A 25,830-nucleotide genomic window follows, 5' to 3' on the forward strand; every position below is an offset into this window, starting at 1 on the left:
GAGACAGCTCGCGCCGGCGGGCAGGAGGAGGTCGCGTGGACGGACTGGGACGCCGGGTGCTCGTCGCCGCGTTCGACGGCTGGAACGACGCGGGCGAGGCCGCCTCGTCCGCGCTCGCGCACCTGCGGGACGCCGGGGAGTACGAACCGGTGTTCTCGGTCGACCCCGAGCTGTACTTCGACTACCAGTACACGCGACCGCACATCGCCGCCGACGCGGAAGGCAAGCGCACCCTCCGGTGGCCGGAGGCCACTCTCCTGCGCCCGACCACGTCCTCCGAGGGCACCGAGCTCCTGCTGCTCACCGGCGTCGAGCCGGCACGCGCGTGGCAGGCGTTCGCGAACGAGTTCGTCGACGTCGCGCTCCGCGAAGACGTCACCGGGTTCGTGGCGCTCGGGTCGATGATGTCCGATGTCCCCCACACCCGGCCGATCTCGGTCTTCGCCGGCAGCGACAACGATCAGCTCCGTGCCAGCCTCGATCTCGAGCGCAGCTCCTACGAGGGACCGGTGGGGATCCTCAGCGCGCTCGCGCACGCCGCGGACGCCGCCGGCATCCCCGCGGCGAGCCTCTGGGCGAGTGTGCCCCACTACGTCGCCGGGCACACGCCGTCGCCCAAAGCGACCCTCGCCCTTCTCGACCGCCTCGAAGACCTCACCGGCGCGGACATCTCCCGCGGGTCTCTGCCGACCGACGCCGCGGCGTGGGAGGCGTCGATCGACGCCGCTGCGGCGGACGACGAGGAGATGACGGAGTACATCCGCCAGCTCGAGACCACCCGCGACACGTGGGATTCGCCCGAGGCGTCCGGCGACGCGATCGCGCAGGAGTTCGAACGCTACCTGCGACGCCGCGGCGACGGCCCCGGCAAGCCGGGTCGCGACGATCCCCGCCGCTGACGCCTGTCAGTACGCCGAGAGCACGCCCGTCGAGAGCAGCACCAGGACCACCGAGCCGAGGGCGATCCGGTAGATCACGAAGGGCAGGAAGCTCCGCTTGGAGATCCAGCTCATGAAGAAGGCGATGACGGCGAGGGCGACGACGAACGCGACGACGGTCGCCACGCCGGTCTCGACGAGGGTGAACGGCCCCTCCTGGTTCCAGCTCTTCCCGAGCTGGTAGAACCCGCTGCCGAAGACGGCGGGGATCGCCAGGAGGAAGGCGTAACGCGCCGCGGCGGCGCGCTCGTAGCCGAGGAACAGCCCCGCCGTGATCGTTCCGCCCGAGCGGGACACCCCGGGGATGAGGGCGAGCGCCTGCGCGAATCCGAACACGACGCCGTGCCCGACGGTGAGCTGGTCGAGCTTGCGTCGCTTGGCGCCGACGTAGTCGGCGATCCCGAGCAGGATGCCGAAGGCGATCAGCATGACCGCGATGACCCACAGTGAGCGGAAGGTGGTCTCGATCTGGTCTTCGAACAGGAGCCCCAGGACGACGATCGGGAGGCTGCCGATGATGATGAGCCACCCCATGCGGGCGTCGGGGTCGTTGCGCGGCACCTTGCCCGCGAGCGAGCGGAACCAGGCGCCGATGATGCGGACGATGTCGCGCCAGAAGAACACCACCACCGCCGCCTCGGTACCGATCTGCGTGATCGCGGTGAAGGCGGCGCCGGGGTCCTGCGCGGACGGCATGAACTCCCCCACGATGCGCAGGTGCGCGCTGGAGGAGATGGGGAGGAACTCGGTCAGCCCCTGGATCAGGCCGAGGAAGATCGCCTCGAACAGCATGGGCGCCTTTCGTGGGGAGGCGGATGCCGCAGCATCCGGATGCGTCGGGAGATGCGGATGCGTCAGTAGGTGCGGATGAGGTCTGCCAGGACGGTCTGGCCGAAGACGAGGGCGTCGATGGGCACGCGCTCGTCCACGCCGTGGAACATCCCGGTGAAGTCGAGGTCGGACGGCAGGCGCAGGGGCGCGAAGCCGAATCCCGCGATTCCGAGTTCGGCGAGGGCCTTGTTGTCGGTGCCGCCCCCCATGAGGTAGGGGATCACCGGGACGCCGGGGTCGTGGCGCCCGAGCGCTCCGACCATGGCATCGACGAGATCGCCCGCGAAGGGGACCTCGAGCCCGATGTCCCGGTGGACGATCTCGATCGCGATCTCGTCGCCGACGATCTCCTGGATCGCGGTCAGGACCGCGTCCTCCGTCCCGGGGAGCACGCGGACGTCGATGAGCGCCTCCGCGCGATCGGGGATGACGTTGTGCTTGTAGCCCGCCGCGAGCCCCGTCGGATTCGTCGTCGTGCGGAGGGTGGAGCGGAGGAATCCCGATGCCGCGCCGGTCGCGGCGGCCACCGCGTCGGCGTCGGCCGCATCCATCCCGGAGAGTCGTGCGAGATCCTCGACCATGCGCGCGGTGGCCGGTGTCAGCTCCACGGGCCAGTCCGTGCGGCCGAGACGGGCGACGGCGTCGGCGAGTGCCGTGACGGCGTTGTCCGTGTGGAAGCTCGAGCCGTGGGCGGCGCGCCCGCGGGCCACCAGGCGGATCCACACGAGCGCCTTCTCGCCCACCTGCAGGAGGTAGGCCCGGCGGTCGTCGACGGAGATCGAGTACCCGCCGACCTCGCTGATGGCCTCGGTCGCTCCGGCGAACCACTCGGGCTTGTCCCGGACGACGAGTGCGGAGCCCTCGACCCCGCCGTTCTCCTCATCGGCGAAGAACGTGACGATGAGGTCGCGCTCGGGCTGTTCGCCCGCGCGCACGAGATCTCCGACGGCCGCGAGGATCATGGCGTCCATGTCCTTCATGTCCACCGCACCGCGTCCCCAGAGCATCCCGTCGCGGATCTCCCCCGCGAAGGGGTCGACGCTCCAGTCCTCGGCGACGGCCGGGACGACGTCGAGGTGGCCGTGCAGGATCAGGGCCGGCTTGTCGGGGTTGCGGCCGGGAATCCGGGTGGCGAGGTTCGTCCGACGCGCGATGGGCTCGTAGTACTCGACGTCGAGGCCGAGCGACTCGAGGTAGGCACCGGCGTACTCCGCCGCCTCCCGCTCGCCCTGGGCACGACCACCGCCGTGGTTCGTGGTGTCGAAGCGGATCAGGTCGCGTGCGAGGGCGGCGACGTGCGGGATCTCCGGATCGAGCGAAGGCATGGGCTCCAACCTACCCTCCGGACGTTTCGCGGCCGTGACAAGCGAAAGGCCCCCGTTTCCGGGGGCCTTTCGTCTTCTGTGCGCGAGGGGGGACTTGAACCCCCACGCCCTATACGGGCACTAGCACCTCAAGCTAGCGCGTCTACCTATTCCGCCACCCGCGCGAGTGGTTTTTTCGGTTTCGCAACCGAGGAACGACACTATCACGTCAACGGTGCGGCGCCGAACCGGGCTCACCCCAGAGTGACCCCGAACAGCAGCCCCAGCACGTAGGTGATGGCCGCGGCGCCGTATCCGATGAGCAGCTGACGGATACCGCGGGTCAGCGGCGACGCACCGGAGAGGATGCCGACGGTGGCGCCCGTGATCAGCAGCGCGACGCCCACGAGCGCGAGCGCGACGATCACGGCAGCCGTCCCGGACATCCCGAAGATCCAGGGCAGAACGGGGATGATCGCGCCCGAGGCGAAGAAGAGGAAGCTCGAGATCGCGGCTCCCCACGCCCTGCCGACGATCTCGTGCTCGTCGACGTCCACCGTGTGCCGGTGCGCCTCGACCCGGAACGGCAGCGCGCGGTCGGCGCGCTGCGCGGACGCGACGACCTCGTGCGCCCGCGCGCGGGCGTCGGACTCCGACATCCCCCGGGTGCGGTAGACGAGGGCGAGCTCGTTGGCGTCGAGGTCGAGATCGGGGATCACATGGTCGGCGTCCTGGTTGGACTCCGTCGCGCGCAGGAGCTCCCGCTGGGATCGCACCGACACGAACTCGCCCGCGCCCATGGAGAGGGCTCCCGCCAGGAGTCCCGCGATGCCGCTGAACAGGACGACCTGGCTGCCGACGCCGGTGGCCCCGATCCCGAGGACCAGGGCGAGGTTGGAGACCAGTCCGTCGTTGGCGCCGAAGACCGCTGCGCGGAAAGTCCCCGACAGCCGGCGCCGCCCTCGCGCAGCGAGACCGCGGACGACCTCGTGATGGATCTTCTCGTCCGCGGCCATGGCGGCCGTCGCGAACGGCTCCGCTTCGTAGGGCGAGCGTGCTTCGGCGCGCTGGGCGAGCGCCAGGACGAAGATGGACCCGAACCGTCGGGCGAGGAACGACAGCAGCCGCGTCCGCGCGTCCGGACGCGGCTGCCGCTCGGGCTCACCGCCGAGGAGGGCGAGCCAGTGGGCCTCGTGGCGCCCCTCCGCCTCGGCGAGCGCGAGCAGGATCGCACGCTCCTCACCGGTGCGGCGCATGGACAGATCCCGGTAGACGCGCGCCTCGGCGCGCTCGTCGACGAGATACTGCGCCCACCGCCGTCGATCCCGAGCGGTGGGGTGGGCGGGCGCGGGCGCGGTCATGCGGAAGCCTTCCGAGGCAGCGGTGGGGGGCGCCTCCACGCTACTGACGCGTCCCCGCCGAGCACGGCGAAAGCCGAGGATTGCCAGCATTTCGGGCCTCCGAAGCGGAACCGCCCCGACCGCCCGCACGGAAAGCGGAGAGCGGTCGGGGCGGGGTTCGTGTCACCCGTGACGCGTCATCGGGTGAGGGTCACCGTCCACGCCGAGGTCGCTCCGTCGGCGATGCGGTACCACGCCGTGGGCACCGCGACGATCTCGGCGGTGGCGCCGACGCGGACCTTCCCGCTGGGGTGGGACACTCGCTCGCCGTCGACGTACCAGGCGATCCCCGGCGTGGCCTTCACCTGCACCTCGTCCTTCCCGCGCCCCGGACGGTCGTGCACCTTGGGGGCGCGCGGGACGACCTCGTGGGTGAGCACCGGAACGGCGGAGAAGTCCATTCCCGTGCCGAGGTACCAGCCGGTGTACGACGGCTGGTTGTACGTGGTCTGCTGGCGGGCGACCTCCGCGCGGTACTGCGGGTCGTGCATCAGCGTCGCCAGCTGGTGCGGGGTCTCCTCGGTCGAGACGTAGACGCGCATCGCCGCGGAATCGGTGGTCCGCACCAGGAGCTCCTCCCGCCAATCGCCGAGGATGTCGGCGACGAGGGCGGGGTTGCCCTTCGTGCCGTTGTTGGTGCGCGTTCCCTCCGCTCTCAGCAGGGTCCCGCGCTGCCGGTCGTCGATGGTGGGCACCGCGTCGCCGCTGCCGTTCACGATCTGGGTGGTGAGGTCCCCCGCCCAGCGGATCGACATGTTCGTACCGAGGCCGGTGGCGGCTCCGAGCTCCGCGCCGTCCGCGGCGCGCAGCCGGGTCGCCCACGTCTCCAGTCCCGGGACCGTCGGATCGACATCGCCGATCATGCCGCGCCCGGTGTCGCGTCCGGTGTAGTCGCCGTACAGGATCTCTCCGTCCGCGGCACCCCGCAGGGCGTAGCCGTAGGGCGCATAGGCGCCGCCTTCGTGGACCGTGAAGATCTCCAGCCCCGGACGCGCCGGATCGATGTCGGTGACGTGCATGGCGTCCCCGTGGCCGAGGCGTGCCTGCTCCCCCGGCTGCGCGCTCTGCGGGGGCATCTCCGCGAAGGAGCTGTACAGGAGGCTGCCGTCGTGGTCGATGGTCGCGGAGCCGTAGACGATCTCGTGCTTGCCGTCCGCGTCGACGTCGGCCGCGCTCAGCGAATGGAACCCCTGCGTGGTCAGCGTCCCGAAATCGGGGTCGGTGCCGTCGCGACCGTGCGGTCCGTCATTGAAGGGGTTGGTCAGCGGGGCGTGGCTGCTGTCGACGTACCAGCGCTCCTTCAGCCGCTTGCCGTCCCAGTCGTACGCGACGAGCGTGGAGCGGGTGTAGTAGCCGCGGGCGAAGACCGCCGAGGGCTGCGTGCCGTCGAGGTAGGCCACGCCCGACAGGAACCGGTCCACGCGGTTGCCCGGTTCGATGCGGGACATCGCGTAGTCACCCCAGAGCAGCCCGTCGTCGCCCCGTCCCGGCTTGTACGGGATCGTCTCCAACTCCGCGCCCGTCTCGCCGTCGAACACGGTCAGGTACTCGGGTCCGTCCACGATGAAGCCCTCGAAGTTCCAGAGACGGTTGTTGCCGCTGCGGGACGGGGCGTAGACGTCGATGAAGTAGTCGGTGAGCTCGGCGGCGGCATCCGGTGACAGCGGGTAGTCGTGACGCACCTCGATGCCCCACGCCTCCTCGAGCGTCGCCGGCCACTGCCCGGAGACGACCTCGTCCCGCTCGTGCCACGAGAGGAACATCTCCGTGAGGTGCGCGCGGAAGTCGTCGTTGCTCATGCGGTAGTCGTCATCATGCGACACGCCCGCCCGGACGTCCCGGCGCGGCAGGGTGATCGCGCTCTCCTCGACCAGGTCGCCGTCCCGGTAGGTCGCGGAGGAGGTCCCCGGAGCGGTCTTCATCATCAGCTCGCTGCGCCCGTCGCCGTCGAAGTCGTACGCGAGGAACTGGGTGTAGTGCGCGCCCGCGCGGATGTTCTTCCCGAGCGAGATGCGGTTCAGCAGCTCACCCTCGAGCGTGTAGGTGTCCACGAACACCTCACCGGTGTATCCGACCTGCGACACGTCCTTCGAGTTCGACGGATCCCACTTCACGATCAGCTCGTAGCGGCCGTCGCCGTCGACGTCGGCCACCGAGGCATCGTTGGCGGAGTACGTGTACGCCTCGCCGACCGGGGTGACCCCGTCCGCGGGGCGGACGAGGGGGATGTCGAAGAAGCCGTTCGCGTGGACCGGAGCCGGCGCGCTCGCCTCCCCCGCGACTCCCGAACGGACAGGGGTCACGGTGTACTGCGCCTCCGCGTGGCCGCCCGGATCGAGGTAGGAGGTCACGTCGGAGACCGTGGCGATCGCCTCGCCGTCGCGGGCGACCGTCCAGGCGGGGCCCGCCTGGCCCGTCTCGGTCGCACCGGAGACCTCCGATGCCAGGAGGCGCCACGACAAGAACGTGCCCTCCGCCGTGCCGAGGGCGACGAGCCCTCGGTCCAGATCCTCGAGCTGGGTCAGTCCTTTCGGGGTGTGCTCGCGCGCGAACGGCCCGCGCGGCTCGTCTCGGGCGGAGGCGGGGTGGGCCATGCCCACCACGAGACAGCCGGCCGCGAGTGCGGCGACAGGCAGACGGAACGAACGGATGTGGGGAGTCATCTTCGAAACCTCGTCACAGATGTGTGTCCCGAGCGGTCGAACGTCGACCCTCGGTTGGATAGCGCTTTCCGTGCGTGGGGACCACGGTAGCCCGGCATCCTCGAGCGGTCAACCCGCGGTCAGGAGTGCACGCGGCGACGAAGCAGATCGATGCGCGACTGCAGCTGTGCGACCGTCGCGTGCGAGACGGCGGGCCCGCCGCACAGACGCCGGAGCTCGGCGTGCACGGCGCCGTGCGGCTCGCCGGACTGACGCGCGTAGAGGCCCACCAGACTGTTCAGCAGCTGCCGCTGCTCTTTGAGCGTGCGGTGCAGGGGCGCGGGGAGACCATCGTGCTCCTCCGCCGCGGGAGCCTGCGCCTCGCGGTCCTTCCGATGCCGACTCTGCCGAGCCTGCCGCTGCATGAGCAGGTCGTGGACGTGCTCCGGCTCGAGCAGCCCCGGCAGCCCCAGGAACTCCTCCTCCTCGGGCGTTCCCGGAACGGCCAGCTGCCCGAACTCCCGACCGTCGTAGAGGACGCGGTCGAAATGGGCGAGGGATCCGAGCGCCTGGAAGCTGAACTCCTCGGTCAGCGCGTCCGACGCCGAATCCTCGCGCTCCGCGGCGTCCATGAGGTCTTCTTCGGCGTTCCAGTCGTCGCCGTCCGACTCGCGGTCCAGGGCATGGTCGCGCTGCCGCTCGAGCTCTCCCGCGAGCGCGAGGAGGACGGGGACGTTGGGCAGGAAGACACTCGCCGTCTCCCCTCGCTTGCGCGCCCGCACGAAGCGGCCGATGGCCTGCGCGAAGAACAGCGGCGTGGAGGCGGAGGTCGCGTAGACCCCGACGGCGAGCCGAGGGACGTCCACCCCCTCGGAGACCATCCGGACGGCGACCATCCATCGACTCGTGCCCTTCGAGAACGTCTCGATCCGAGACGACGCCTCCGCCTCGTCGGAGAGCACCACGGTGGGCGCCTCCCCCGTGAGGGCGGCGAGGATCTCGGCGTAGGCGCGGGCGGCGGTCTGGTCGGTGGCGATGACCAGTCCCCCGGCATCCGGCACCTGTTCGCGGACCTCGCTGAGTCGACGGTCGGCCGACCGCAGGACCGCAGGGATCCATTCGCCCTGCGGATCGAGCGCGGTGCGCCATGCCTGGGAGGTGATGTCCTTCGTGTTGTCCTGGCCGAGCTGGGCCTCCATCTCGTCCCCGGCCTTGGTGCGCCAGCGCATGCTGCCGGCGTAGACGAGGAAGAGCACCGGGCGGACGACGCCGTCCTCCAGGGCCCGGCGGTACCCGTAGCTGTAATCGGTGCGCGAGAGCCGGATCCCCTTGGCATCGGGGTGGTACTCCACGAACGGGATGGGGGCGGTGTCGCTGCGGAACGGCGTACCCGAGAGCAGCAGCCGCCGCGTGGCGCGGCTGTAGGCCTCGCGGAGCGCATCGCCCCAGCTCAGCGCGTCGCCCCCATGGTGGACCTCGTCGAGGATCACGAGGGTGCGGGCATCGAGGACGAGCCGCTGATGCACGGAGGCCTTGACCGCCACCTGGGCGTACGTGACGGCGACCCCGTGATACTGCCGGGCCGGTGCCGCGTGACGGTTGCTGAACGCCGGATCCAGTCGGATGGACACGCGGGCCGCGGCATCGGCCCACTGCGTCTTGAGGTGCTCGGTCGGAGCGACCACGACGATGCGATCGACGACGCCGCGACGCAGCAGCTCGCTGGCGAGTCGCAGCGCGAACGTCGTCTTGCCGGCCCCCGGTGTCGCGGCGGCGAGGAAGTCGCGGGGGCCCTTGCCGGGTCCGTCCGGGCCGTCCATCCCGAAGTACAGGTCGAGCGCCTCCGCCTGCCAGGCGCGCAGTCGCTGGGCGGTGCCCCACGGCGCGCGCTGCGGGTAGGTCGGTGAGAGGTGCTCGGCGGCGAAGCTTCCGAAGTGGGGTTCTTCGAGGGTTGCGGCCTCGTCCATCACACCTCCCAGCCTTCTCGACGCACGCCGGACACTCGACGCGCACGACGACTCACCACCCTAAACGAGCCGTCCGACACCCGGGCTACCCTGGGGAACGGTCACGAACCGTGAGGAGAGCCATGCCGGACACCAGCGAGACACCCGCCCCGTTCGCCGCCGACCCGAGCGCCCACCCGTGGCGGCGCTACGTGGCCCTCGGGGACTCGTTCACCGAGGGCGTGGGCGACCCCGAACCCTCTCTTCCCAACGGTCTGCGCGGATGGGCCGATCGCGTCGCCGAAGTGCTCGGCTCGCAGGTGGACGACTTCGCCTACGCCAACCTCGCGGTGCGAGGACGCCTGATCGGACAGATCGTCGCCGAGCAGGTCGAGCCGGCGCTCGCCCTCAAGCCCGATCTCGTCACCTTCTCCGCCGGCGGGAACGACGTCATCCGTCCCGGCGGGGATCCGGATGCGGTCGCCGAGCTGTTCGAGGATGCCGTGGTGCGGCTGAGCAGCGAGGGAGCGACCGTCGTGGTGTTCACCGGCATCGACACCCGGTTCACGCCCGTCTTCCGGGGGATCCGCGGCCGCGTGGCGATCTACAACGAGAACATCCGGGCGATCGCGGACAAGTACGACTGCATCGTGGCCGATCAGTGGGCGCTGAAGGAAGTGCAGGACATGCGCTTCTTCGATGACGATCGACTGCACATGAACACCCTCGGCCACCACGAGGTCGCCCGCATGGTGCTGCGCGCGCTCAACGTCCCCAACGACCTCGCCCCGATGCAGCCGGATCCGCTGCCCTCTCGGACGTGGCGCGCCGCACGGCAGAACGATCTCGTCTGGGCGCGCACCCACCTCGTCCCCTGGGTGCTGCGGAGACTGCGTCAGCAGTCCTCCGGGGACACCGTCCACGCCAAGCGCCCCGAGCCGTTGCCGGTCGTGCGCGCCACGAACCCGCTCACGGATGAGGACGCAGCGCCCACAGGGTGACCGCGCTCGCGGCGGCGACGTTGAGGGAATCCACTCCCCCGGCCATCGGGATGCGCACGATCGCGTCCGCCGCATCGAGCGCGTCGGACGACAGTCCGTCCCCCTCGGCCCCGAACGCGACGGCGACGCGCGCCGGCGCCGTGGCGGCGAAGTCGTCCAGAGCGACCGCATCCTCGCGCAGGGCCAGAGCGGCCAACGTGAACCCCGTCTCCCGGAACAGGGCCCGCGCCTCCCGCCACTCCGGAAGCCGCGCCCACGGCACCTGGAACACCGTGCCCATGCTGACCCGGACGCTCCGCCGGTATAGGGGATCGGCGCACCGGGCGCTGACCAGCACGGCATCCGCGCCGAGCCCCGCCGCCGAGCGGAAGATCGCGCCCACATTGGTGTGGTCGACGATGTCCTCGAGCACCACGACGCGGCGCGCCGCCGACAGGAGGGCGCGGGGATCGACGGGCGCGGGGCGTGTCATCGCCGCCAGAGCACCGCGGTGCACCGCGTACCCGGTCACCGCTTCGGCGACCGCGTCCTCGACGAGGAGGATGGGCACCTCGACGTCGCCGGCGAGGAGCGCCTCGACCTCGGCGAGCCACTTCTGCTGCACCAGAACCGATCGCGGGCGATGGCCGGCCGCGATCGCCCGAGCGATGACCTTCGCGGACTCGGCGATGTACAGCCCCTCTTCGGGCTCGCGCACCCGACGCAGCGCCACGTCCGTGAGGTCGCGATAGTCGCGCAGGCGCGGATCGGCGGGGTCCGTGACGCGGAGGATCGGCATCCCTCCACTCTGGCACCTCGCGTAACGCGCCGGAAAAGCGAGCGGCCTACACTCGTCACTCGGAAGGGGTACGCGTGACGACGCTGACCGGAGGCGATCCGCAGACGCAGGCCGCGATCGAGGCGGCGACCTCGGTGCTGGCCGGACGTCGCATCGCCGTCCTCACGGGCGCGGGGGTTTCGACCGATTCCGGCATCCCGGACTACCGCGGTCAGGGAGCACCCGTGCGCACCCCGATGACGGTCGAGCAGTTCCTCGCCAGCGAAAGCGCCCGCCGGCGGTACTGGGTCGGCTCGCACCTCGGATGGAACGCCTTCGCCGCCGCCGCCCCCAACGCCGGGCACCGGGCCCTCGCCGCGCTCGAGGAGCGGGGGCTGCTCACCGGCGTCGTCACCCAGAACGTGGACGGTCTGCACGTCCGCGCGGGGAACCGACGCGTGGTCGAGCTCCACGGGACGATGCGCCGGGTGTTCTGCGTGCACTGCGGGCAGGTCTTCGACAGGCGCGACCTCGCCGCCCGCGTCGAGGAGGAGAACCCCTGGATCCGGGTGCCGGAGCGCATCGCCCTCGGCCCCGACGGGGATGTGCTCCCCGAGAGCACCGACGGGTTCCGCATCCCCGTCTGCACCGTGTGCACGGGGATGCTCAAACCGGACGTCGTCTTCTTCGGCGAGTACATCCCGGCGGAGAAGTTCCGAGAGGCGGAACAGCTCGTCCTCACCAGCCAGGCCCTGCTCATCGCGGGGTCGTCTCTCGTGGTCAATTCCGGCATCCGCCTTCTCGAACGCGCGCGGCGGCGACGGATGCCGGTGGTCATCGTGAACCGTGGATCCACCCGCGCGGATGCGAGGGCCACCGTGAAGATCGACGGCGGGACCAGCGAGGTCCTCGGCATCCTCGCCGAGACCCTCCCGGCGCTGTCCTCCTGATCCGCGTCGTAGGCTCGTCCCGTGACGCACCTGACGATGATCCGGCACGGCCAGACGGACTGGAACCGGGATCTGCGCATCCAGGGTTCCACCGACATCCCCCTCAACGACACCGGCCGCGCCCAGGCCCGCGAGGCGGCTCAGGCCCTCGCGCTGCGCCCCGAGGCGCCCACGCGTGTGGTCTCGAGCGACCTGTCCCGTGCGCGTGAGACCGCAGAGATCATCGCCGAGATCCTCGGCCTCGAGTCTCCCCGCGTGTATCCCGCGCTCCGCGAGCGCGCCTACGGCGAGGCCGAGGGCCTGGAGACCGCGGAGTTCTTCCAGCGGTTCGGCGACTGGCACACCGCGGAGGTCCCCGGCGCCGAGCCCTGGCCGGAGCTGCGCGCGCGGGCCCTCGTCGGACTCGCCGAGGCGGTGGCGGACATCCGCCGCGACACCGCGCCGGCACCGGCGTCACTCATCGTCGTCAGCCACGGAGCACTCATCCGCGAACTCCTGCGGCACGCCACGGCGGGCGCGTTCCCCCCGCCGGGCCAGCGACTGCCCAACGCCTCCGCCTACGACCTGCGGTACGAGCGCGAGCGACTCAGCCTGCTCTCCTACGCCGGCGCCTGAGCGTCCCCCGCCCGCGCGAGCACCGCGCGGGCGTGCCGGAGCACCGGCTCGTCCACCATGCGACCCTCGAACGTGAAGACGCCGCTGTTTCCGGCCGCGGAGGCCAGGACGCCGCGCGCCCACCGCAGGGTCGCGGCATCCGGTCGATACGCCTCGCGGATCACGGGGACCTGCGATGGATGGATGCACGCGGTCGCGGCGAATCCGGAGGCCGCGGCATCCGCCGCCTCGCGCGCCAGACCTTTCGCGTCGCCGATGTCCAGGTGGACAGCGTCGACGGCGGCGACTCCCGCCGCTCCCGCGGCCAGCAGCACGCGGGAGCGGGCGTAGCGGGCGATGTCGCGGTAGCGCCCGTTGGGCTTCCTGCTGGATGTGCCCCCGAGCGAGGCGACGAGATCCTCCGCGCCCCACATGAGCGCCTCCACGCGCGGGAGCTCGGCGATGCGATCCGCACGCGCCACCCCCCGCGCCGTTTCGCACAGCGCGATGAGTCGGAATCGGGGGTCGATCCTGGCCAGCCGCTTGGGCGATTCCGCCTTCGCAACCATGATCCGTCGGAAATCGGTCTGCGACAGGGTCGCCATGTCGGCCACGAAGTCCGCGGACCCGACCGGGTTGACCCGGACGATCACGCGTTCCGGATCGACGTCGGCCTCGATGAGGGCGCCACGGGCGTCCGCCTTCGCCTGCGGCGCGACCGCGTCCTCGAGGTCGAGGATGACGGCGTCGGCACGGGCGAGCGCGGTGCGGAATCGGTCGGGGCGGTCCGCGGGGCAGAACAGGAGCGCGGGGCCGAGGGCGAAGGTCATGGTGTCTCCGTCGGAAGGGTCGTGGACGTCGCATCGGCAGCGGTCGGGCGACACCACATCAGTGCGACCCGTGTCGCCGTCGCGACCACCTCATCGTCCTGGTTCCGGCCCACATGCGCCAGCGTCACCACCCCCTGACCGGTGCGCGACGCCGACAGCCTGCTGTCGACGACGCGCGTTTCGCAATAGAGGGTGTCCCCCGCGAACAGCGGCGCGGGGAAGGTCACGTCGGAGAGTCCGAGCTGTGCCACGAGGGTGCCCTGGGTGATCTGGGCGACCGAGGCCCCGACCATCGTCGCGAGCGTCCACATCGAGTTCATCAGACGTCGCCCATAGGGCTGCGTCGCCGAGAACGCCGCGTCCAGATGGAGGGCCTGCGTGTTCATCGTCAGCGCCGAGAACAGGACGTTGTCGGCCTCGGTGGCCGTTCGCCCCGGCCGGTGGAGGAACACCGCGCCGACCGGCAGTTCCTCGACGTAGCGTCCGCGTTCGACGATCGGCTCCATCCCGCTCACGCTACAGCGCTCACACCAGACCGAGCGAACGCGCGATCACGAGGAGCTGGACCTCGGTCGTCCCCTCGCCGATCTCGAGGATCTTGGAATCGCGGTAGTGACGCGCCACGGCGAACTCGTTCATGAACCCGTTGCCCCCGAAGACCTGGGTGGCATCGCGGGCGTTGTCCATGGCCGCGTCGCTCGCGGTGAGCTTCGCGATGGCCGCTTCGGTCTTGAACGGCCGTCCCGCGTCGCGCAGCCGGGCGGCGTGGTGCCACGCCAGCCGGGCGTTGTGTACACGCAGCTGCATCCTCGCGAGGAGGAACTGCATGCTCTGGCGGCTCGACAGGGGCGAGCCGAAGACGTTCCGGGACCGGGAGTACTCCACTGCGGCCTCCAGGCACCCTTCCGCGGCACCGGTCGCGAGCGCGGCGATCGCGATGCGCCCCTCGTCGAGGATGTGCAGGAACGCGGCGAATCCTCGCCCGCGCTCGCCGAGCAGGTGATCCTCCGGCACGCGCACGTCGTCGAACGCGAGGGGGTGGGTGTCCGATGCGTGCCACCCGACCTTGTCGTAGGCCGGCAGCACGTGGAAGCCCGGAGTACCGGAGGGGACGATGATCGTGGAGATCTCCTTCTTCCCCTGGCTCTCGCCCGTGACGGCGGTGACCGTCACGAAGCGGGTGATGTCCGTGCCGGAGTTGGTGATGAACTGCTTCGAGCCGTTGACGACCCAGGCGCCGTCATCCAGACGCGCCGTGGTGCGGGTGGCGCCGGCATCGGAGCCCGCCTCCGGTTCGGTGAGCCCGAAGCCGGCGAGCGCGCGGCCGGCGACGAGATCGGGCAGCCACCGCTCGCGTTGCTCGGCGGTACCGAAGCGGAAGATCGGCATGGCGCCGAGGCTGACGGCGGCCTCAAGCGTGATCGCCATCGACTGATCCACGCGCCCCAGCGCCTCCACGGCCAAGCAGAGGGAGAAGTAGTCGCCACCCTGCCCGCCGACCTCCTCCGGGAAGGGCAGTCCGAAGAGCCCCAGCTCCCCCATCTGCGCCACGACGTCAAGCGGGAGGGTGCGAGTGCGATCGGCCTCGTACGACCGCGGAGCGACGACGTCGTCGGCGAAGGAGCGCAGCATCGCGGAGAGCTCGCGCTCTTCGTCTGTCAGCGAGGGATCGATCAGGGTGTTCTCGGACATGGTTCTCCTCGGTTCTCAGTCCGCCGGGGATGCCTCGTCGGCGTTCCGGACGATGGCGATGGTCTGGTCTCGTCGCACCTGATCGCCGACGGCGACCTTCAGATGCACGGTGCCGGCGTGCGGGGCGAGGACGGGGTGCTCCATCTTCATGGCCTCGATCGTCACGATCCGCTCCCCCGCCTCCACCGGGTCGCCGTGGGAGACGTGGACGGCGGTGACGGCGCCGGGCATCGGTGCGCCGACCTCGGGAGACGACGCGTTCGCCGCCCTCCCCGTCCGCGCGAGGCCGACGAACGTCGCCTCGCGGCGGGTGAGCGGACGCAGACGCTGCGCGCCGGAGCGTGTATGGACCCACACCGCGCCGTCGGAGCCGACCACTGCGGGGCCGACGCCGGGTTCCCGCTCGTCCTCCCCACCCTCGAGCCGGACGTCGTGCACCGCATCGTCATCGCCCAGGAAAGCAACGGTGCGCGCGGGGCGGGGGCCCGCGGCGCGCCACCCCGACCCCGATCGCCACAGGGCCGATGCGTGCGCGGCATCCGCAGCGCGCGTGGAACCGTCCGGGAGCACCCCCGCCGCCGCACGGAGGATCGCGGGTGTCACGGGCACGGGCGACGGCGTGGGAAGGCGGTCGATCAGCGCGGTGTCGATGCGACCGGCCCGCACCTCCGGATCCTCCAGCAGCGAGCGGAGGAAGGCGATGTTCGTGTCGAGGCCGAGGATCACCGTGTCGGCGAGCGCGGTGTCGAGAGCGGTGAGCGCCGCGTGCCGGTCGTCGCCGGAGGCGATCACCTTCGCGATCATGGGGTCGTAGTCGGAGGTGACGACTGATCCGGTCTCCACCGCGGCATCCGTCCGCACGCCCGGGGCGGGGCGCCACTCCAGGACGTCGCCGGTGGCGGGCAGGAACCCGCGCGCGGGGGTCTCGGCGTAGACGCGCGCTTCGATCGCATGGCCGCGGATGCCGATGTCGGGCTGACGAAGGGTCAGGTCCTCTCCCGCGGCGATCCGGATCTGCTGCTCGACGAGGTCGACGCCGGTCACGATCTCCGTGACGGGATGCTCGACCTGCAGACGCGTGTTCATCTCGATGAAGAAGAAGTCCTCGGTGCGGTCTCCGGCGACGAGGAACTCCACTGTTCCCGCCCCGCGGTAGTCGACGGAGGCGGCGGCCGCGCAGGCCGCCTTCCCCAGGAGCTCGCGCGTGGCGGCATCCACGACGGCGGACGGTGCTTCCTCGATCACCTTCTGATGCCGCCGCTGCAGCGTGCACTCCCGCTCACCGAGGTGGATGATGTTCCCGGCCTCGTCGGCGAGGACCTGCACCTCGATGTGGCGTGGACGTTCGACGAGTCGCTCCACGAGGAGCGTGTCGTCTCCGAACGCCGACCGGGCCACGCGGCGCGCCGTCTCCACCGCCGTCGCCAGTTCGTCGACGGCCCGGACGATCTGCATCCCCTTCCCCCCGCCGCCGGCGGAGGGCTTCACCAGCAAGGGGAAGCCGGTGGCGACCGCGGCCTCCGCGAGAGCGGTGTCGTCCATCCCGATCGCGCTGAACCCCGGGACCACCGGCACCCCGTGCGCGGCCACGTGCTCCTTCGCGCGGATCTTGTCCCCCATCAGCTCGAGCGCACGGATGCCGGGACCGATGAAGACCAGCCCTTCGTCCGCGCACGCCCGTGCGAAGGCGACGTTCTCCGAGAGGAAGCCGTATCCGGGATGCACAGCCCGGGCGCCGGTCTCCCGCGCCGCGGCGAGGAGGACGGGGACGGACAGGTACGACTCCGCCGCCGCGGCCGGGCCGATCCGGACCGCGCGGTCGGCTTCGCGCACGTGGGGGGCTCCGGCATCCGCGTCGCTGTAGACGGCGACGGAGCGGATGCCCAGGGCGCGGAGCGTGCGGATGACACGCCGGGCGATCTCGCCGCGGTTGGCGACGAGGACGGTATCGAAGAGCGGGACGGTCATGGAGGTCACATCCGGAAGAGGCCGAACCGCGGCTCGGGGAGAGGGGTGCGAGAGACGACGTCGAGGGCGAGGCCGAGGACGTCACGGGTCTGCACCGGGTCGACGATGCCGTCATCCCACAGGCGCGCGCTGGCGTAGACCGGGTCGCCCTGGCGTTCGTACTGCTCTCGGATCGGCGCCTCGAAATCGCTCCTGGTCGCGGCGTCGAAGACCTCGCCGCGAGCGGCCAGCTGGTCCGCCTTGACGGCGGCGAGGACCGAGGCGGCCTGGGCACCGCCCATCACCGATATCCGGCTTCCCGGCCAGGTCCAGAGGAACCGCGGTCCATACGCACGGCCGCACATCGCGTAGTTGCCCGCACCGAAGGAACCGCCGATGATCACCGTGAGTTTCGGGACCCGGGTCGTGGCGACGGCGGTCACCATCTTCGCGCCGTCCTTCGCGATCCCGCCGGCCTCCGCGTCGCGTCCCACCATGAAGCCGGAGATGTTCTGCAGGAACAGCAGCGGTATGCCGCGCTGGTCGCACAGCTCGATGAAGTGCGCCCCCTTCTGCGCCGACTCGCTGAAGAGCACGCCGTTGTTGGCGATGATCCCGATCGGGTGCCCGTGCAGACGGGCGAAGCCGGTGACGAGGGTCTCGCCGTACGACCGTTTGAACTCGTGGAAGTCGCTTCCGTCGACGAGGCGCGCGATGACCTCCCGGACGTCGTAGGGCTGGTTGACGTCGACCGGCACGACCCCGTAGAGCTCGTCGGGGTCGGCGAGGGGTGGCCGGGTCGGCGCGATCTCCCACGCGGGCGACGGTGGCGGCGGGAGGGTCGCGACGATGTCCCGCACGATCTCGAGCGCGTGCTCGTCGTTCTCCGCGAGGTGATCGACGACGCCGGATCGCCGGGCGTGCAGTTCGCCGCCGCCGAGGTCCTCCGCGCTGACGTCCTCGCCGATCGCGGCCTTCACCAGAGGAGGACCGCCGAGGAAGATCGTCCCCTGCCCGCGAACGATCACCGTCTCGTCGCTCATCGCGGGGACGTACGCGCCGCCCGCGGTGCAGGATCCCAGAACCGCGGCGATCTGCGCGATGCCGGCCGCCGACATCCGCGCCTGCTGGTAGAAGATGCGCCCGAAGTGATCCCGGTCCGGGAAGACCTCGTCCTGCTGTGGGAGGAAAGCACCCCCGGAGTCGACGAGGTACACGCACGGCAGCCCGTTCTCCGCGGCGATCTCCTGGGCGCGCAGGTGCTTCTTCACCGTGAGGGGGAAGTAGGTTCCGCCCTTCACGGTCGCGTCGTTGCAGATGACCATGACGTGGCGCCCGTGGATGAGACCGATCCCCGCGATCACCCCGGCTCCGGGGGCCTGTCCGTCGTACACGCCCTCCGCCGCGAGCGGCGCGACCTCGAGGAACGGGCTGCCCTCGTCCAGGAGCCGGTCCACCCGATCGCGGGGCAGGAGCTTGCCGCGCGAGCGATGACGTTCCCGCGCGCTCTCGGTGCCGCCGCGGGCGATGCGGGCCAACCGCTCGCGCAGCGCGGCGGCGAGTGCCGACTGACCGTCGTGCGCGTCCGCGAACGCCTCATCCCGATCGACTGCGCTCTGCAGGACGCTCATGTCATCTCCGTCGACGTCACGATCCGGTCACATCCGTTGTCCGGACGTGACGAGTTTGGTTAGGGTTCATTAACCGAGTCTTAGGTTAGCGAGGATTAACTGAGATGACAAGACCCCCCACCGAGCGCGGACGGGCCAAAGCCGATCGGCACGCCGCGCTGCTCCGCGAAGCCGCACGCCTGTTCGCCGAGCGCGGCTTCCACGGGGTCAGCCTCGAAGACATCGGCGCAGCGGTCGGGGTGAGCGGACCCGCGGTCTACCGGCATTTCGCCGGAAAACAGGCCCTCCTGGGCGCACTGCTCACCGCGGTGAGCGAACGCCTCCTCTCCGGCGGTTCCGCCGTGGTGGCCGCAACGGACGACCCGCGGGAGCAGCTGCGCGGTCTCGTCAGCTTCCATGTCGACTTCGCGCTCGCGGACAGCGACGTCATCCGGGTGCAAGATCGCGATCTGGCGAGCCTCGGCGATGGGGATCGTCGCACGGTTCGGCGGCTCCAGCGCGAGTACGCCGAACTGTGGGTCGGCGCCCTCGCCGCGGACGCCCCGGATGCCGACCCCGACGAACTCCGTACGCGCGCGTACGCCTGCTTCGGCCTGATCAATTCCACGCCGCACAGCGTCCGCCGCCGAGCCGGTAGACCATCGGATGCCGCCGTCCGGCGACTCCTGACGGATATGGCCCTCGCCGCCCTGGGCATCGGGGATCGCGGAGTGCCATAATCAGCCCCGACAAGCCGATCAGCAATCCGGGACGAGGTCTGACGCCGTCAGACGAGCATCAGGCCTCGGGCGGGGTCGCGCAGCAGGTCGCCGACGAACGCGAGGAATCGCGCGCCCTGCTCGCCGTCCACGAGCCGGTGGTCGAACGACAGCGCCAGTGTCGTCACCTGCCGGAGGGCCACCTCCTCCCGGTGCTCCCACGGCTGCCGACGCACCGCGCCGAGCGCGAGGATCCCGGCTTCACCGGGGTTGAGGATCGGGGTTCCGGCGTCGATGCCGAACACCCCGACGTTCGTGATGGAGAAGGTGCCGCCGGTCAGCGCACCGGGCGCGGTGCGACCTGAGCGGGCGGTGTCGGCGAGGTCGCGGATCGCCCGCGACAGCTCGATGACCGACATCCGCTCGGCGTCGGCGACATGGGGCACGAGCAGTCCTCGGGGCGTCGCGGCGGCGATTCCCAGGTTGACGTAGTGGTGCTGGATGATCTCTCCGGCGTCCTGGTCCCATCGCGCGTTCAGTTCCGGGTGCCGGCGGAGGCCCAGACACACGGCCTTCGACACGACGGCGAGGATGCCGATCTTCTCCTCGCCCAGCTCGCGGTCCTCCCGCAGGCGCGCGAGGAGGTCCATCGTCTCGGTGACGTCCACGGTGAGGAAGGTCGTCACGTGCGGCGCGGTGAAGGCGCTGCGCACCATCGCCTCCGCCGTGTGCTTGCGCACGCCGCGGATGGGGATGCGTGTCGTCCGTGCGCCCTCGTCGGGAGCGGAGAGCGCGACGGCGGACACCACATCGCCCGGGCGGCTCGGCGCCACCGTCTCGGCGTACGCCTCGACATCCTCGCGCGTGATCACACCCGTGACGCCGGAGGCTTCGACGAGCGCGAGGTCCACGCCCAGTCGCTTCGCGAGCGCCCGGACGGGGGGCGTCGAGCGCGGGCGCTCCCGGCCGGGCTCCTCCGCGGGCTCGGGACGGGGTCGGGCATCGTGGGGAGCAGCCTCCAGGACGGCGGTGTCGACGTCGCTCCTCCGCGCCCCGTGCACGCGGGCGCGGCGCCGGGGCGGCCCGGCGCGGCGCGCCGCGGCACCGTAGCCGACCAGGTTGGGGCCCGACTCCTCCTCACTCGGCGTCTCCACCGCGGGCGCGGAACCGGGGCCATCGGCGGCGGCCTCCGCGGCGATCTCGAAGGAGATCAGCGGGGCGCCGACGTCGACGACCTCTCCCGCGGCGGCATGGAGCGAGCGGACGACACCGGCGTGCGGCGAGGGGATCTCCACGATCGCCTTCGCGGTCTCGACCTCGGCGATCGTCTGGTTGAGGACGACGGCATCCCCTTCGGCGACGTGCCACTGGACGATCTCCGCCTCGGGAAGACCTTCCCCGAGGTCGGGCAGCAGGAACCGCTCGATCACGAGCCCACCACCTCCGATCGACTGTTCGGACGGTCCAGGACGCGGTCCACCGCGTCGAGGATCCGGTCGAGGTCGGGAATGTGATGCTTCTCGAGCTTGGCCGGCGGGTACGGGATGTCGTGACCGGTGACGCGCACGGGCGGCGCCTCGAGATAGTGGAAGCATCGCTCGGTGAGACTCGCGATCACCTCCGCTCCGACACCCGCCTCGCGGGCGGCCTCGTGGGCGATGACCACGCGACCGGTCTTGCGCACCGACGCCTCCAGCGTCCGGTAGTCCACCGGAGACAGCGAGCGCAGGTCGATGACCTCGATCGAGATCCCCTCCGCCTCCGCCGCATCAGCGGCATCCACGGCGGTGCGGACCATCGCGCCGTATGCGAGCAGCGTCACGTCCCGGCCCTCCCGCACGACGCGTGCGAGCCCGAGCGGCGCGGCATCCGCCAGATCCGTCGAGAGATCGACCTCGCCTTTGAGGTGGTAGAGCCGCTTGGGCTCGAAGTAGACGACCGGGTCATCGGAGGCGATCGCCTGACGAAGCGACACATACGCATCCTGCGGATCGGAGACCGCGACGACCCGCAGTCCCGAGGTGTGCACGAAGTACGCCTCGGGGGACTCCGAGTGGTGTTCGGCGGCTCCGACGCCACCGGCCCACGGGATGCGGATCGTGATCGGCATCCGCACCGCGCCCCGCGTGCGATAGTGCAGCTTCGCGACCTGGCAGACGATCTGGTCGAACGCCGGGTAGACGAAGCCGTCGAATTGGATCTCGACGACGGGGCGGAAGCCCCGGAAGGCCAAGCCGACGGCCGTACCCATGATGCCCGATTCCGCGAGCGGGGTGTCGATCACCCGCTGCGCACCGAATTCGGCCTGAAGACCGTCGGTGACGCGGAAGACGCCGCCGAGGGAACCGACGTCCTCCCCCATCACGAGGACCTTCGGGTCATCCGCCATCGCACGGCGCAATCCCGCCGTGATCGCCTTCGCCATGGTCAGCTCGGTCATGCCTCCTCCTCCGCCGCGAAGCCGTCGAGGTAGGCGGCGAACCAGCCGCGCTGTTCATCGAGACCGGTGTGCGGCTCAGCGTAGACGTGGTCGAACACTTCCAGGGGCTCGGGGGTGCGCGCCCCGAGCGTGGCGGCGCGCACCGCCGCGCCCAGGATGTCCGCGTCCGCGTCGACGGACCGGCTGAAGGCGTCGTCGAGCTCTCCCTGGCCGCGCAGGAACACCTCGAGCCGGTCGATCGGATCGCGACGACGCCAGCGCTCGACCTCCGCCTCGTCGCGATACCTCGTGGGGTCATCCGACGTCGTATGCGGCCCCATGCGGTAGGTCACGGCCTCGATGTAGGCGGGCCCCTGACCTGTCCGCGCCCGGTGCGTGGCCCACCGCATCGCCGCGAGACACGCCAGCACGTCGTTGCCGTCGACCCGGAGGCTCGGGATGCCGAATCCGGGCGCACGCCCCGCGATCGGGTACGCAGCCTGGACGGAGACGGGTTCCGAGATCGCCCACTGATTGTTGGAGCAGACGAACACGACCGGCGCGGAGAACGACGATGCGAAGACCATCGCCTCGTTCACATCACCCTGGCTCGTCGCCCCGTCGCCGAAGTACGCCACCGAGACCTGATCGGCGCCGTCTCGCTGGATCCCCATCGCGTACCCGACGGCGTGCAGCGTCTGTGCGCCGATGATGATCTGCGACGTGGCGGTGTTGGTCGCGTAGGGGTCGTTCGCGGAGTGCGTCACGCCGCGCCACGCGAGGACGAAGTCCCGCGGCGCTGCACCCCGCACATGATGGACGCCGACCTCCCGGTAGCTGGGGAAGACGAAGTCGTCCGCGCGCAGAGCCCGTGCGGTACCGACCTGCACCGCCTCCTGACCGCGGCACGGCGCCCAGAGTCCGAGCTGTCCCTGGCGTTGCAGAGCGACGCCCTCCGTGTCGATCCGACGGACGAGGACCATGTCGCGATAGAGCCCCCGCAGGGTCTCGGCATCGACGTCGGCGACCCAGCGCTCCAGTTCCGGGTCCGTCACGCGGGTGCCGTCGGGGCCGATCAGGCGCGCGACATCATCGATATCGGTCGCGATGTCGGCCGTGGGGTTCAGGGTGTGCGTCATCGTCATCCCTCCTCGGCCGGAGGACCTCGTGAGTCATCCGGCAGTGGCGTCGACCGGCGTCGTCGCCAGTCAGGGCCACGCTACGTCCAGACGTCACGACGCTCAACCATTCGGCATCCGATTGAGCATGATGCCCCACACACTCGCGAGATACCTGCTAATGTTCAGCACTATGAGTGGGCTGGATCACGTCGACCTCGAGCTTCTCGCCGCCTTGTCCGCCGATCACCGGGCCACGGTGGTCGCCCTGGCGGAGCGCCTCGGCCTTTCGCGCAACACCGTCCAGGCCCGCATGGCCCGCCTGGAGCGGACAGGGGTGTTCCTCTCGTTCGAGCGGGCGATCTCCGCCGAGGCTCTGGGGTTCCCCATCGAGGCGTTCATCAGCGTGACGGTGCGACAGGCGGACCTGCCGAGGATCACCGCGGAACTCGCGCGAGTGCCGGAGATCGTCCACGCCCACGGACTGTCCGGACCGGTCGACGTCCTGGTCCGCGTCGCCTGCCGCGACACACAGCACCTGTTCGACACCGACGCGCGCATCCTGGCGATCGACGGCGTGGAGCGCACCGAGACGTCGCTCGTGATGGGCGAGGTCATCGCCCATCGCGTCCTGCCCCTCATGGAGCTGGCACGACGGGAACGATAGCGGCCTCCCCCTTCGGCTCCGCGGCCGACTCCGCGTCGGCGCGGACGAGGACGACGCCGAGTAGGATGAGCGCTCCGCCGACGAACTGGACCGGGGCCGGCACCTCGGCGAGGAAGATCCATGCGAACCCGAGGGCGAACAGCACCTCGGACAGTCCGACGAACGACGCGACGCGCGACCCGATCCGCGGCACCGCCATCACCCCGAACGCGTAGCCGATGCTCGTTCCGGCGAGACCCACGAACAGCAGCGGCACGAACCACGACACCTCCGCCCCGGCGAGGACCACCGTCACGGCGGGAGCATGCCATGGCATCACCCCCACCGCGAGGAGGAGCCCGATCACCACGGCACCGACGAACAGGCCGCCCGAGGCCAAAGCCAGCGGCGGCAGGGTGTCGCCCGTCCGCTCCGCGATGAGGAAGTACGCCATCACGCAGACCGCGGCGCCCAACGCGAGCAGCGTCCCGAGGAGGTCGAATCCGGCGCCGGAGATGTCGACGACGAGAACGAGCCCGACCACCGCGACCACGGAGCCGACGAGGACGAGCCGGGAGGGGCGACGACGCGTGCGCACCCACACCAGCGCGACGAGCATCACCGGAGCGAGGTATTGGATCAGCAGCGCGACGGCCACGGGCATCCGCTGCATCGCGGCGAAGAAGAACAGCTGACAGCCCAGCACGGCCGTCAGGCCGAAGCCCACGATCAGACGCCCGTGCAGGCGGACGAATCCGCGCTGACGGCGGATCGCGGTCCACAGCGCCGGCGACAGGACGAGACCCGCCAGCGCCATGCGCACGAGCAGAGCCGCGCCGAGCGACCAGCCTTCCTCCAGCAGGGGCTTGATGAAGGGTCCACTCGAAGAGAACGCGAGCGCCGATGCAACGGCCATGAACAGACCCGCCGTGCGGCGGGGAGCCCCGCGCTCCGGGGCGATGAGGGGGATGGGCGCGGTCGCGGCGGTCATGGGCATCCGACTGTCAGGGGCGAACTGTGTTTACACTCGTGACAGTAGGGGATGCCGAGGTCAGGAGTCAACGTGGTATTCATTCATGACACCAAGCGCACGCTGATGATGGTTGTCGACCTGGTGAACACCCTCCCGGACGGGGAACGAGAGGACGGGCTCGCGACGGTCGACGACCTCCGGGCCTTCCTCTCCCGGCATCCGTACAGCGGCGTCGTCCGGCTCGACGACACAGAGCTCGCCGCGGTCCGGCACGTGCGCGCACGCCTGGACGCGCTCTGGGACGTGGACCGCGCCGGCGCGGTGCCGCTGGTCAACTCCATGCTCGAGGACGGCGGCGCCCTCCCCCGCCTGGTCATCCACGACGAGTACGACTGGCACATCCACGCGACCTCCGACGACTCCCCCCTCGACGTGCGGATGCTGGTGGAGTCGGCGATGGCGTTCGTCGACGTCATCCGCGCCGACGAATACGACCGCATCCGCCGATGCGACGCCGACGACTGCGACGCCGCATACGTGGACTACTCGAAGAACGGGTCCAAGCGCTACTGCGACACCGGCAACTGCGGCAACCGCATGAACGTCATCGCGTACCGCCGTCGGAGGGCGTCAGGAATCGGGTGACGGCCGCGGCCGCGACCCCCGGAGTCTCGTAGTGGATCAGGTGCCCGACGTCGGGGATCTCGACGAGCGCGGCATCCGGGAAGAGTGTCGCGAGATGGCGCTCGGCTTCGATCGGGGTGATGTCGTCCTTCTGCGCGGCGATCAGAAGGGTCGGCTGCGCGATGGCCGGTGCGAACTCGCGCACGTCGTGCGACACCGAGGCGACGAATGCGTCGTGCAGCACATCGCGATCGGCGAACCGGGAGAAGTACGTGTCGTGCTGGTCGTGGATGAAGCGACGCAGGTCGGCGTCGCGCGTCTTGGCCATCGACACGCTCATCACGCGGACGATCGCGCCGTTGCGCAGGAGCGCATCGCCGATCGGCTTCGGCAGACGCGCACCGCTCCAGTAGTAGAACACCGCGAGTCGGGTCAGGATGCCGCGCGGCCCCTCGAGGGCGGGGGCTCCGATCGGATTCACCAGGATGACGCGCGGCGTCTCCAGCCCATCCGCGACGGCGGCCGCCACGACGATCGAACCGAACGAATGCCCGAGGATCACCGCCCCCGGCGCCACGGTACCGGCGAACGCGCGCAACCATCCCGCATAGGTCCGCAGATCGTGGCGCACTCCGGGCAGCGGGGGCGTCTCGCCGAAGCCCGGAAGATCGGGCGAGATGATCCGGACTCCGTCGAGGTGCGCGACGACCGGCTCGAGACCGTGGTGCTCGCCGCGGAAGCCGTGCACAGCGACGATCGTCGTCGCCGCATCGGCGGGCCCGTAGACCCAGTACACCGTCGTCGCCCCCCGCACCTCGACCTCGTGCCGTTCGACCGGAATCGCGTCGAGGAGTTCGGCGTAGGGGTGGGGTGCGGGCATCCCCCGAGT

At 70.8% G+C, this 25,830-nt stretch carries 23 protein-coding genes and 1 tRNA gene; 7 read left to right on the forward strand and 17 right to left on the reverse strand.

The window, feature by feature from the left end; translation table 11 throughout:
* Positions 1-35 precede the first annotated feature (35 nt).
* Positions 36-899, forward strand: coding sequence for a PAC2 family protein (locus LTL01_RS10030; protein ID WP_053547382.1), 864 nt, complete (start codon positions 36-38; stop codon positions 897-899).
* Positions 900-905: 6 nt separating this feature from the next.
* Here the strand turns inward: LTL01_RS10030 and LTL01_RS10035 are convergent, their stop codons facing one another.
* The 6 genes from LTL01_RS10035 to LTL01_RS10060 form a co-directional block, all read right to left on the reverse strand.
* Positions 906-1,730: an undecaprenyl-diphosphate phosphatase gene (locus LTL01_RS10035; RefSeq protein ID WP_236968454.1), complete on the reverse strand. Its 825-nt coding sequence runs from the start codon at positions 1,728-1,730 to the stop codon at positions 906-908.
* A 62-nt stretch (positions 1,731-1,792) separates the two neighbouring features.
* Positions 1,793-3,094: a M20/M25/M40 family metallo-hydrolase gene (locus tag LTL01_RS10040; RefSeq protein WP_236968455.1), complete on the reverse strand. Its 1,302-nt coding sequence runs from the start codon at positions 3,092-3,094 to the stop codon at positions 1,793-1,795.
* 79 nt (positions 3,095-3,173) lie between these two features.
* Positions 3,174-3,258, reverse strand: a tRNA-Leu gene (locus tag LTL01_RS10045).
* Positions 3,259-3,327: 69 nt separating this feature from the next.
* A complete protein-coding gene (locus LTL01_RS10050) occupies positions 3,328-4,434 on the reverse strand; it encodes a VIT1/CCC1 transporter family protein (RefSeq protein ID WP_236968456.1) in 1,107 nt (368 codons plus the stop codon).
* A gap of 176 nt (positions 4,435-4,610) precedes the next feature.
* Positions 4,611-7,136 carry a rhamnogalacturonan lyase gene (locus LTL01_RS10055; RefSeq protein WP_236968457.1) on the reverse strand — a complete coding sequence of 842 codons (2,526 nt, stop codon included), beginning with the start codon at positions 7,134-7,136 and terminating at the stop codon, positions 4,611-4,613.
* A 119-nt stretch (positions 7,137-7,255) separates the two neighbouring features.
* Positions 7,256-9,082: a DEAD/DEAH box helicase gene (locus tag LTL01_RS10060; RefSeq protein ID WP_236968458.1), complete on the reverse strand. Its 1,827-nt coding sequence runs from the start codon at positions 9,080-9,082 to the stop codon at positions 7,256-7,258.
* Positions 9,083-9,204: 122 nt separating this feature from the next.
* On the opposite strand from LTL01_RS10060, the gene LTL01_RS10065 reads away from it, so the two are divergent.
* On the forward strand, positions 9,205-10,062 hold the full coding sequence (locus tag LTL01_RS10065; protein WP_053547376.1) for an SGNH/GDSL hydrolase family protein: 858 nt from the start codon (positions 9,205-9,207) through the stop codon (positions 10,060-10,062).
* Here LTL01_RS10065 and LTL01_RS10070 read toward each other — a convergent pair.
* Positions 10,031-10,840 carry a TrmH family RNA methyltransferase gene (locus LTL01_RS10070; RefSeq protein ID WP_053547375.1) on the reverse strand — a complete coding sequence of 270 codons (810 nt, stop codon included), beginning with the start codon at positions 10,838-10,840 and terminating at the stop codon, positions 10,031-10,033. The genes LTL01_RS10065 and LTL01_RS10070 overlap by 32 nt on opposite strands.
* A gap of 74 nt (positions 10,841-10,914) precedes the next feature.
* Between LTL01_RS10070 and LTL01_RS10075 the strand changes: the two genes are divergently transcribed.
* Entirely contained in the window at positions 10,915-11,769 is an 855-nt protein-coding gene (locus LTL01_RS10075; RefSeq protein WP_372461334.1) for a Sir2 family NAD-dependent protein deacetylase, read from the forward strand.
* Between the two features lie 21 nt (positions 11,770-11,790).
* Positions 11,791-12,384, forward strand: coding sequence for a histidine phosphatase family protein (locus tag LTL01_RS10080; protein ID WP_236968459.1), 594 nt, complete (start codon positions 11,791-11,793; stop codon positions 12,382-12,384).
* Here LTL01_RS10080 and LTL01_RS10085 read toward each other — a convergent pair.
* Genes LTL01_RS10085 through LTL01_RS10105 form a run of 5 tightly spaced genes read right to left on the reverse strand, consistent with a single transcriptional unit; the run spans position 12,369 to position 18,463 of the window.
* Complete coding sequence (locus LTL01_RS10085; RefSeq protein WP_053547372.1) at positions 12,369-13,193, reverse strand: HpcH/HpaI aldolase/citrate lyase family protein; 825 nt, start codon at positions 13,191-13,193, stop codon at positions 12,369-12,371. The genes LTL01_RS10080 and LTL01_RS10085 overlap by 16 nt on opposite strands.
* Positions 13,190-13,699, reverse strand: coding sequence for a MaoC family dehydratase (locus LTL01_RS10090; protein ID WP_236968460.1), 510 nt, complete (start codon positions 13,697-13,699; stop codon positions 13,190-13,192). Before LTL01_RS10090 ends, LTL01_RS10085 begins: the two co-directional genes overlap by 4 nt.
* Before the next feature lie 19 nt (positions 13,700-13,718).
* The gene (locus tag LTL01_RS10095) at positions 13,719-14,885 is read right to left on the reverse strand and encodes an acyl-CoA dehydrogenase family protein (RefSeq protein WP_236968461.1); all 1,167 of its coding nucleotides are present in this window, start codon (positions 14,883-14,885) and stop codon (positions 13,719-13,721) included.
* A gap of 15 nt (positions 14,886-14,900) precedes the next feature.
* Positions 14,901-16,853, reverse strand: coding sequence for an acetyl/propionyl/methylcrotonyl-CoA carboxylase subunit alpha (locus tag LTL01_RS10100; RefSeq protein WP_236968462.1), 1,953 nt, complete (start codon positions 16,851-16,853; stop codon positions 14,901-14,903).
* Between the two features lie 5 nt (positions 16,854-16,858).
* Positions 16,859-18,463 (reverse strand): carboxyl transferase domain-containing protein, encoded by a 1,605-nt coding sequence (locus LTL01_RS10105; RefSeq protein WP_236968463.1) that lies wholly within the window; start codon positions 18,461-18,463, stop codon positions 16,859-16,861.
* Positions 18,464-18,567: 104 nt separating this feature from the next.
* On the opposite strand from LTL01_RS10105, the gene LTL01_RS10110 reads away from it, so the two are divergent.
* A complete protein-coding gene (locus LTL01_RS10110) occupies positions 18,568-19,182 on the forward strand; it encodes an SACE_7040 family transcriptional regulator (protein WP_236968464.1) in 615 nt (204 codons plus the stop codon).
* A 47-nt stretch (positions 19,183-19,229) separates the two neighbouring features.
* Here the strand turns inward: LTL01_RS10110 and LTL01_RS10115 are convergent, their stop codons facing one another.
* The 3 genes from LTL01_RS10115 to pdhA are packed head-to-tail and all read right to left on the reverse strand — an operon-like array spanning position 19,230 to position 22,725.
* A complete protein-coding gene (locus LTL01_RS10115) occupies positions 19,230-20,591 on the reverse strand; it encodes a dihydrolipoamide acetyltransferase family protein (protein WP_236968465.1) in 1,362 nt (453 codons plus the stop codon).
* The gene (locus LTL01_RS10120; RefSeq protein ID WP_236968466.1) at positions 20,588-21,601 is read right to left on the reverse strand and encodes an alpha-ketoacid dehydrogenase subunit beta; all 1,014 of its coding nucleotides are present in this window, start codon (positions 21,599-21,601) and stop codon (positions 20,588-20,590) included. The genes LTL01_RS10115 and LTL01_RS10120 overlap by 4 nt, the downstream gene beginning before the upstream one ends.
* Positions 21,598-22,725 (reverse strand): pyruvate dehydrogenase (acetyl-transferring) E1 component subunit alpha, encoded by a 1,128-nt coding sequence (pdhA, locus tag LTL01_RS10125; protein WP_236968467.1) that lies wholly within the window; start codon positions 22,723-22,725, stop codon positions 21,598-21,600. The genes LTL01_RS10120 and pdhA overlap by 4 nt, the downstream gene beginning before the upstream one ends.
* A gap of 166 nt (positions 22,726-22,891) precedes the next feature.
* On the opposite strand from pdhA, the gene LTL01_RS10130 reads away from it, so the two are divergent.
* Positions 22,892-23,365: an Lrp/AsnC family transcriptional regulator gene (locus LTL01_RS10130; RefSeq protein WP_053547363.1), complete on the forward strand. Its 474-nt coding sequence runs from the start codon at positions 22,892-22,894 to the stop codon at positions 23,363-23,365.
* Here LTL01_RS10130 and LTL01_RS10135 read toward each other — a convergent pair.
* A complete protein-coding gene (locus tag LTL01_RS10135) occupies positions 23,337-24,335 on the reverse strand; it encodes an EamA family transporter (RefSeq protein ID WP_236968468.1) in 999 nt (332 codons plus the stop codon). The genes LTL01_RS10130 and LTL01_RS10135 overlap by 29 nt on opposite strands.
* 72 nt (positions 24,336-24,407) lie before the next feature.
* On the opposite strand from LTL01_RS10135, the gene LTL01_RS10140 reads away from it, so the two are divergent.
* Positions 24,408-24,962, forward strand: a complete 555-nt coding sequence (locus LTL01_RS10140; RefSeq protein ID WP_236968469.1) for a CGNR zinc finger domain-containing protein — start codon at positions 24,408-24,410, stop codon at positions 24,960-24,962.
* Here the strand turns inward: LTL01_RS10140 and LTL01_RS10145 are convergent.
* Positions 24,922-25,821 carry an alpha/beta fold hydrolase gene (locus LTL01_RS10145; RefSeq protein ID WP_236968470.1) on the reverse strand — a complete coding sequence of 300 codons (900 nt, stop codon included), beginning with the start codon at positions 25,819-25,821 and terminating at the stop codon, positions 24,922-24,924. The genes LTL01_RS10140 and LTL01_RS10145 overlap by 41 nt on opposite strands.
* Positions 25,822-25,830: the final 9 nt, after the last annotated feature.

Source organism: Microbacterium aurantiacum, assembly GCF_021654035.1.
Classification (GTDB): Bacteria; Actinomycetota; Actinomycetes; order Actinomycetales; family Microbacteriaceae; genus Microbacterium; species Microbacterium aurantiacum.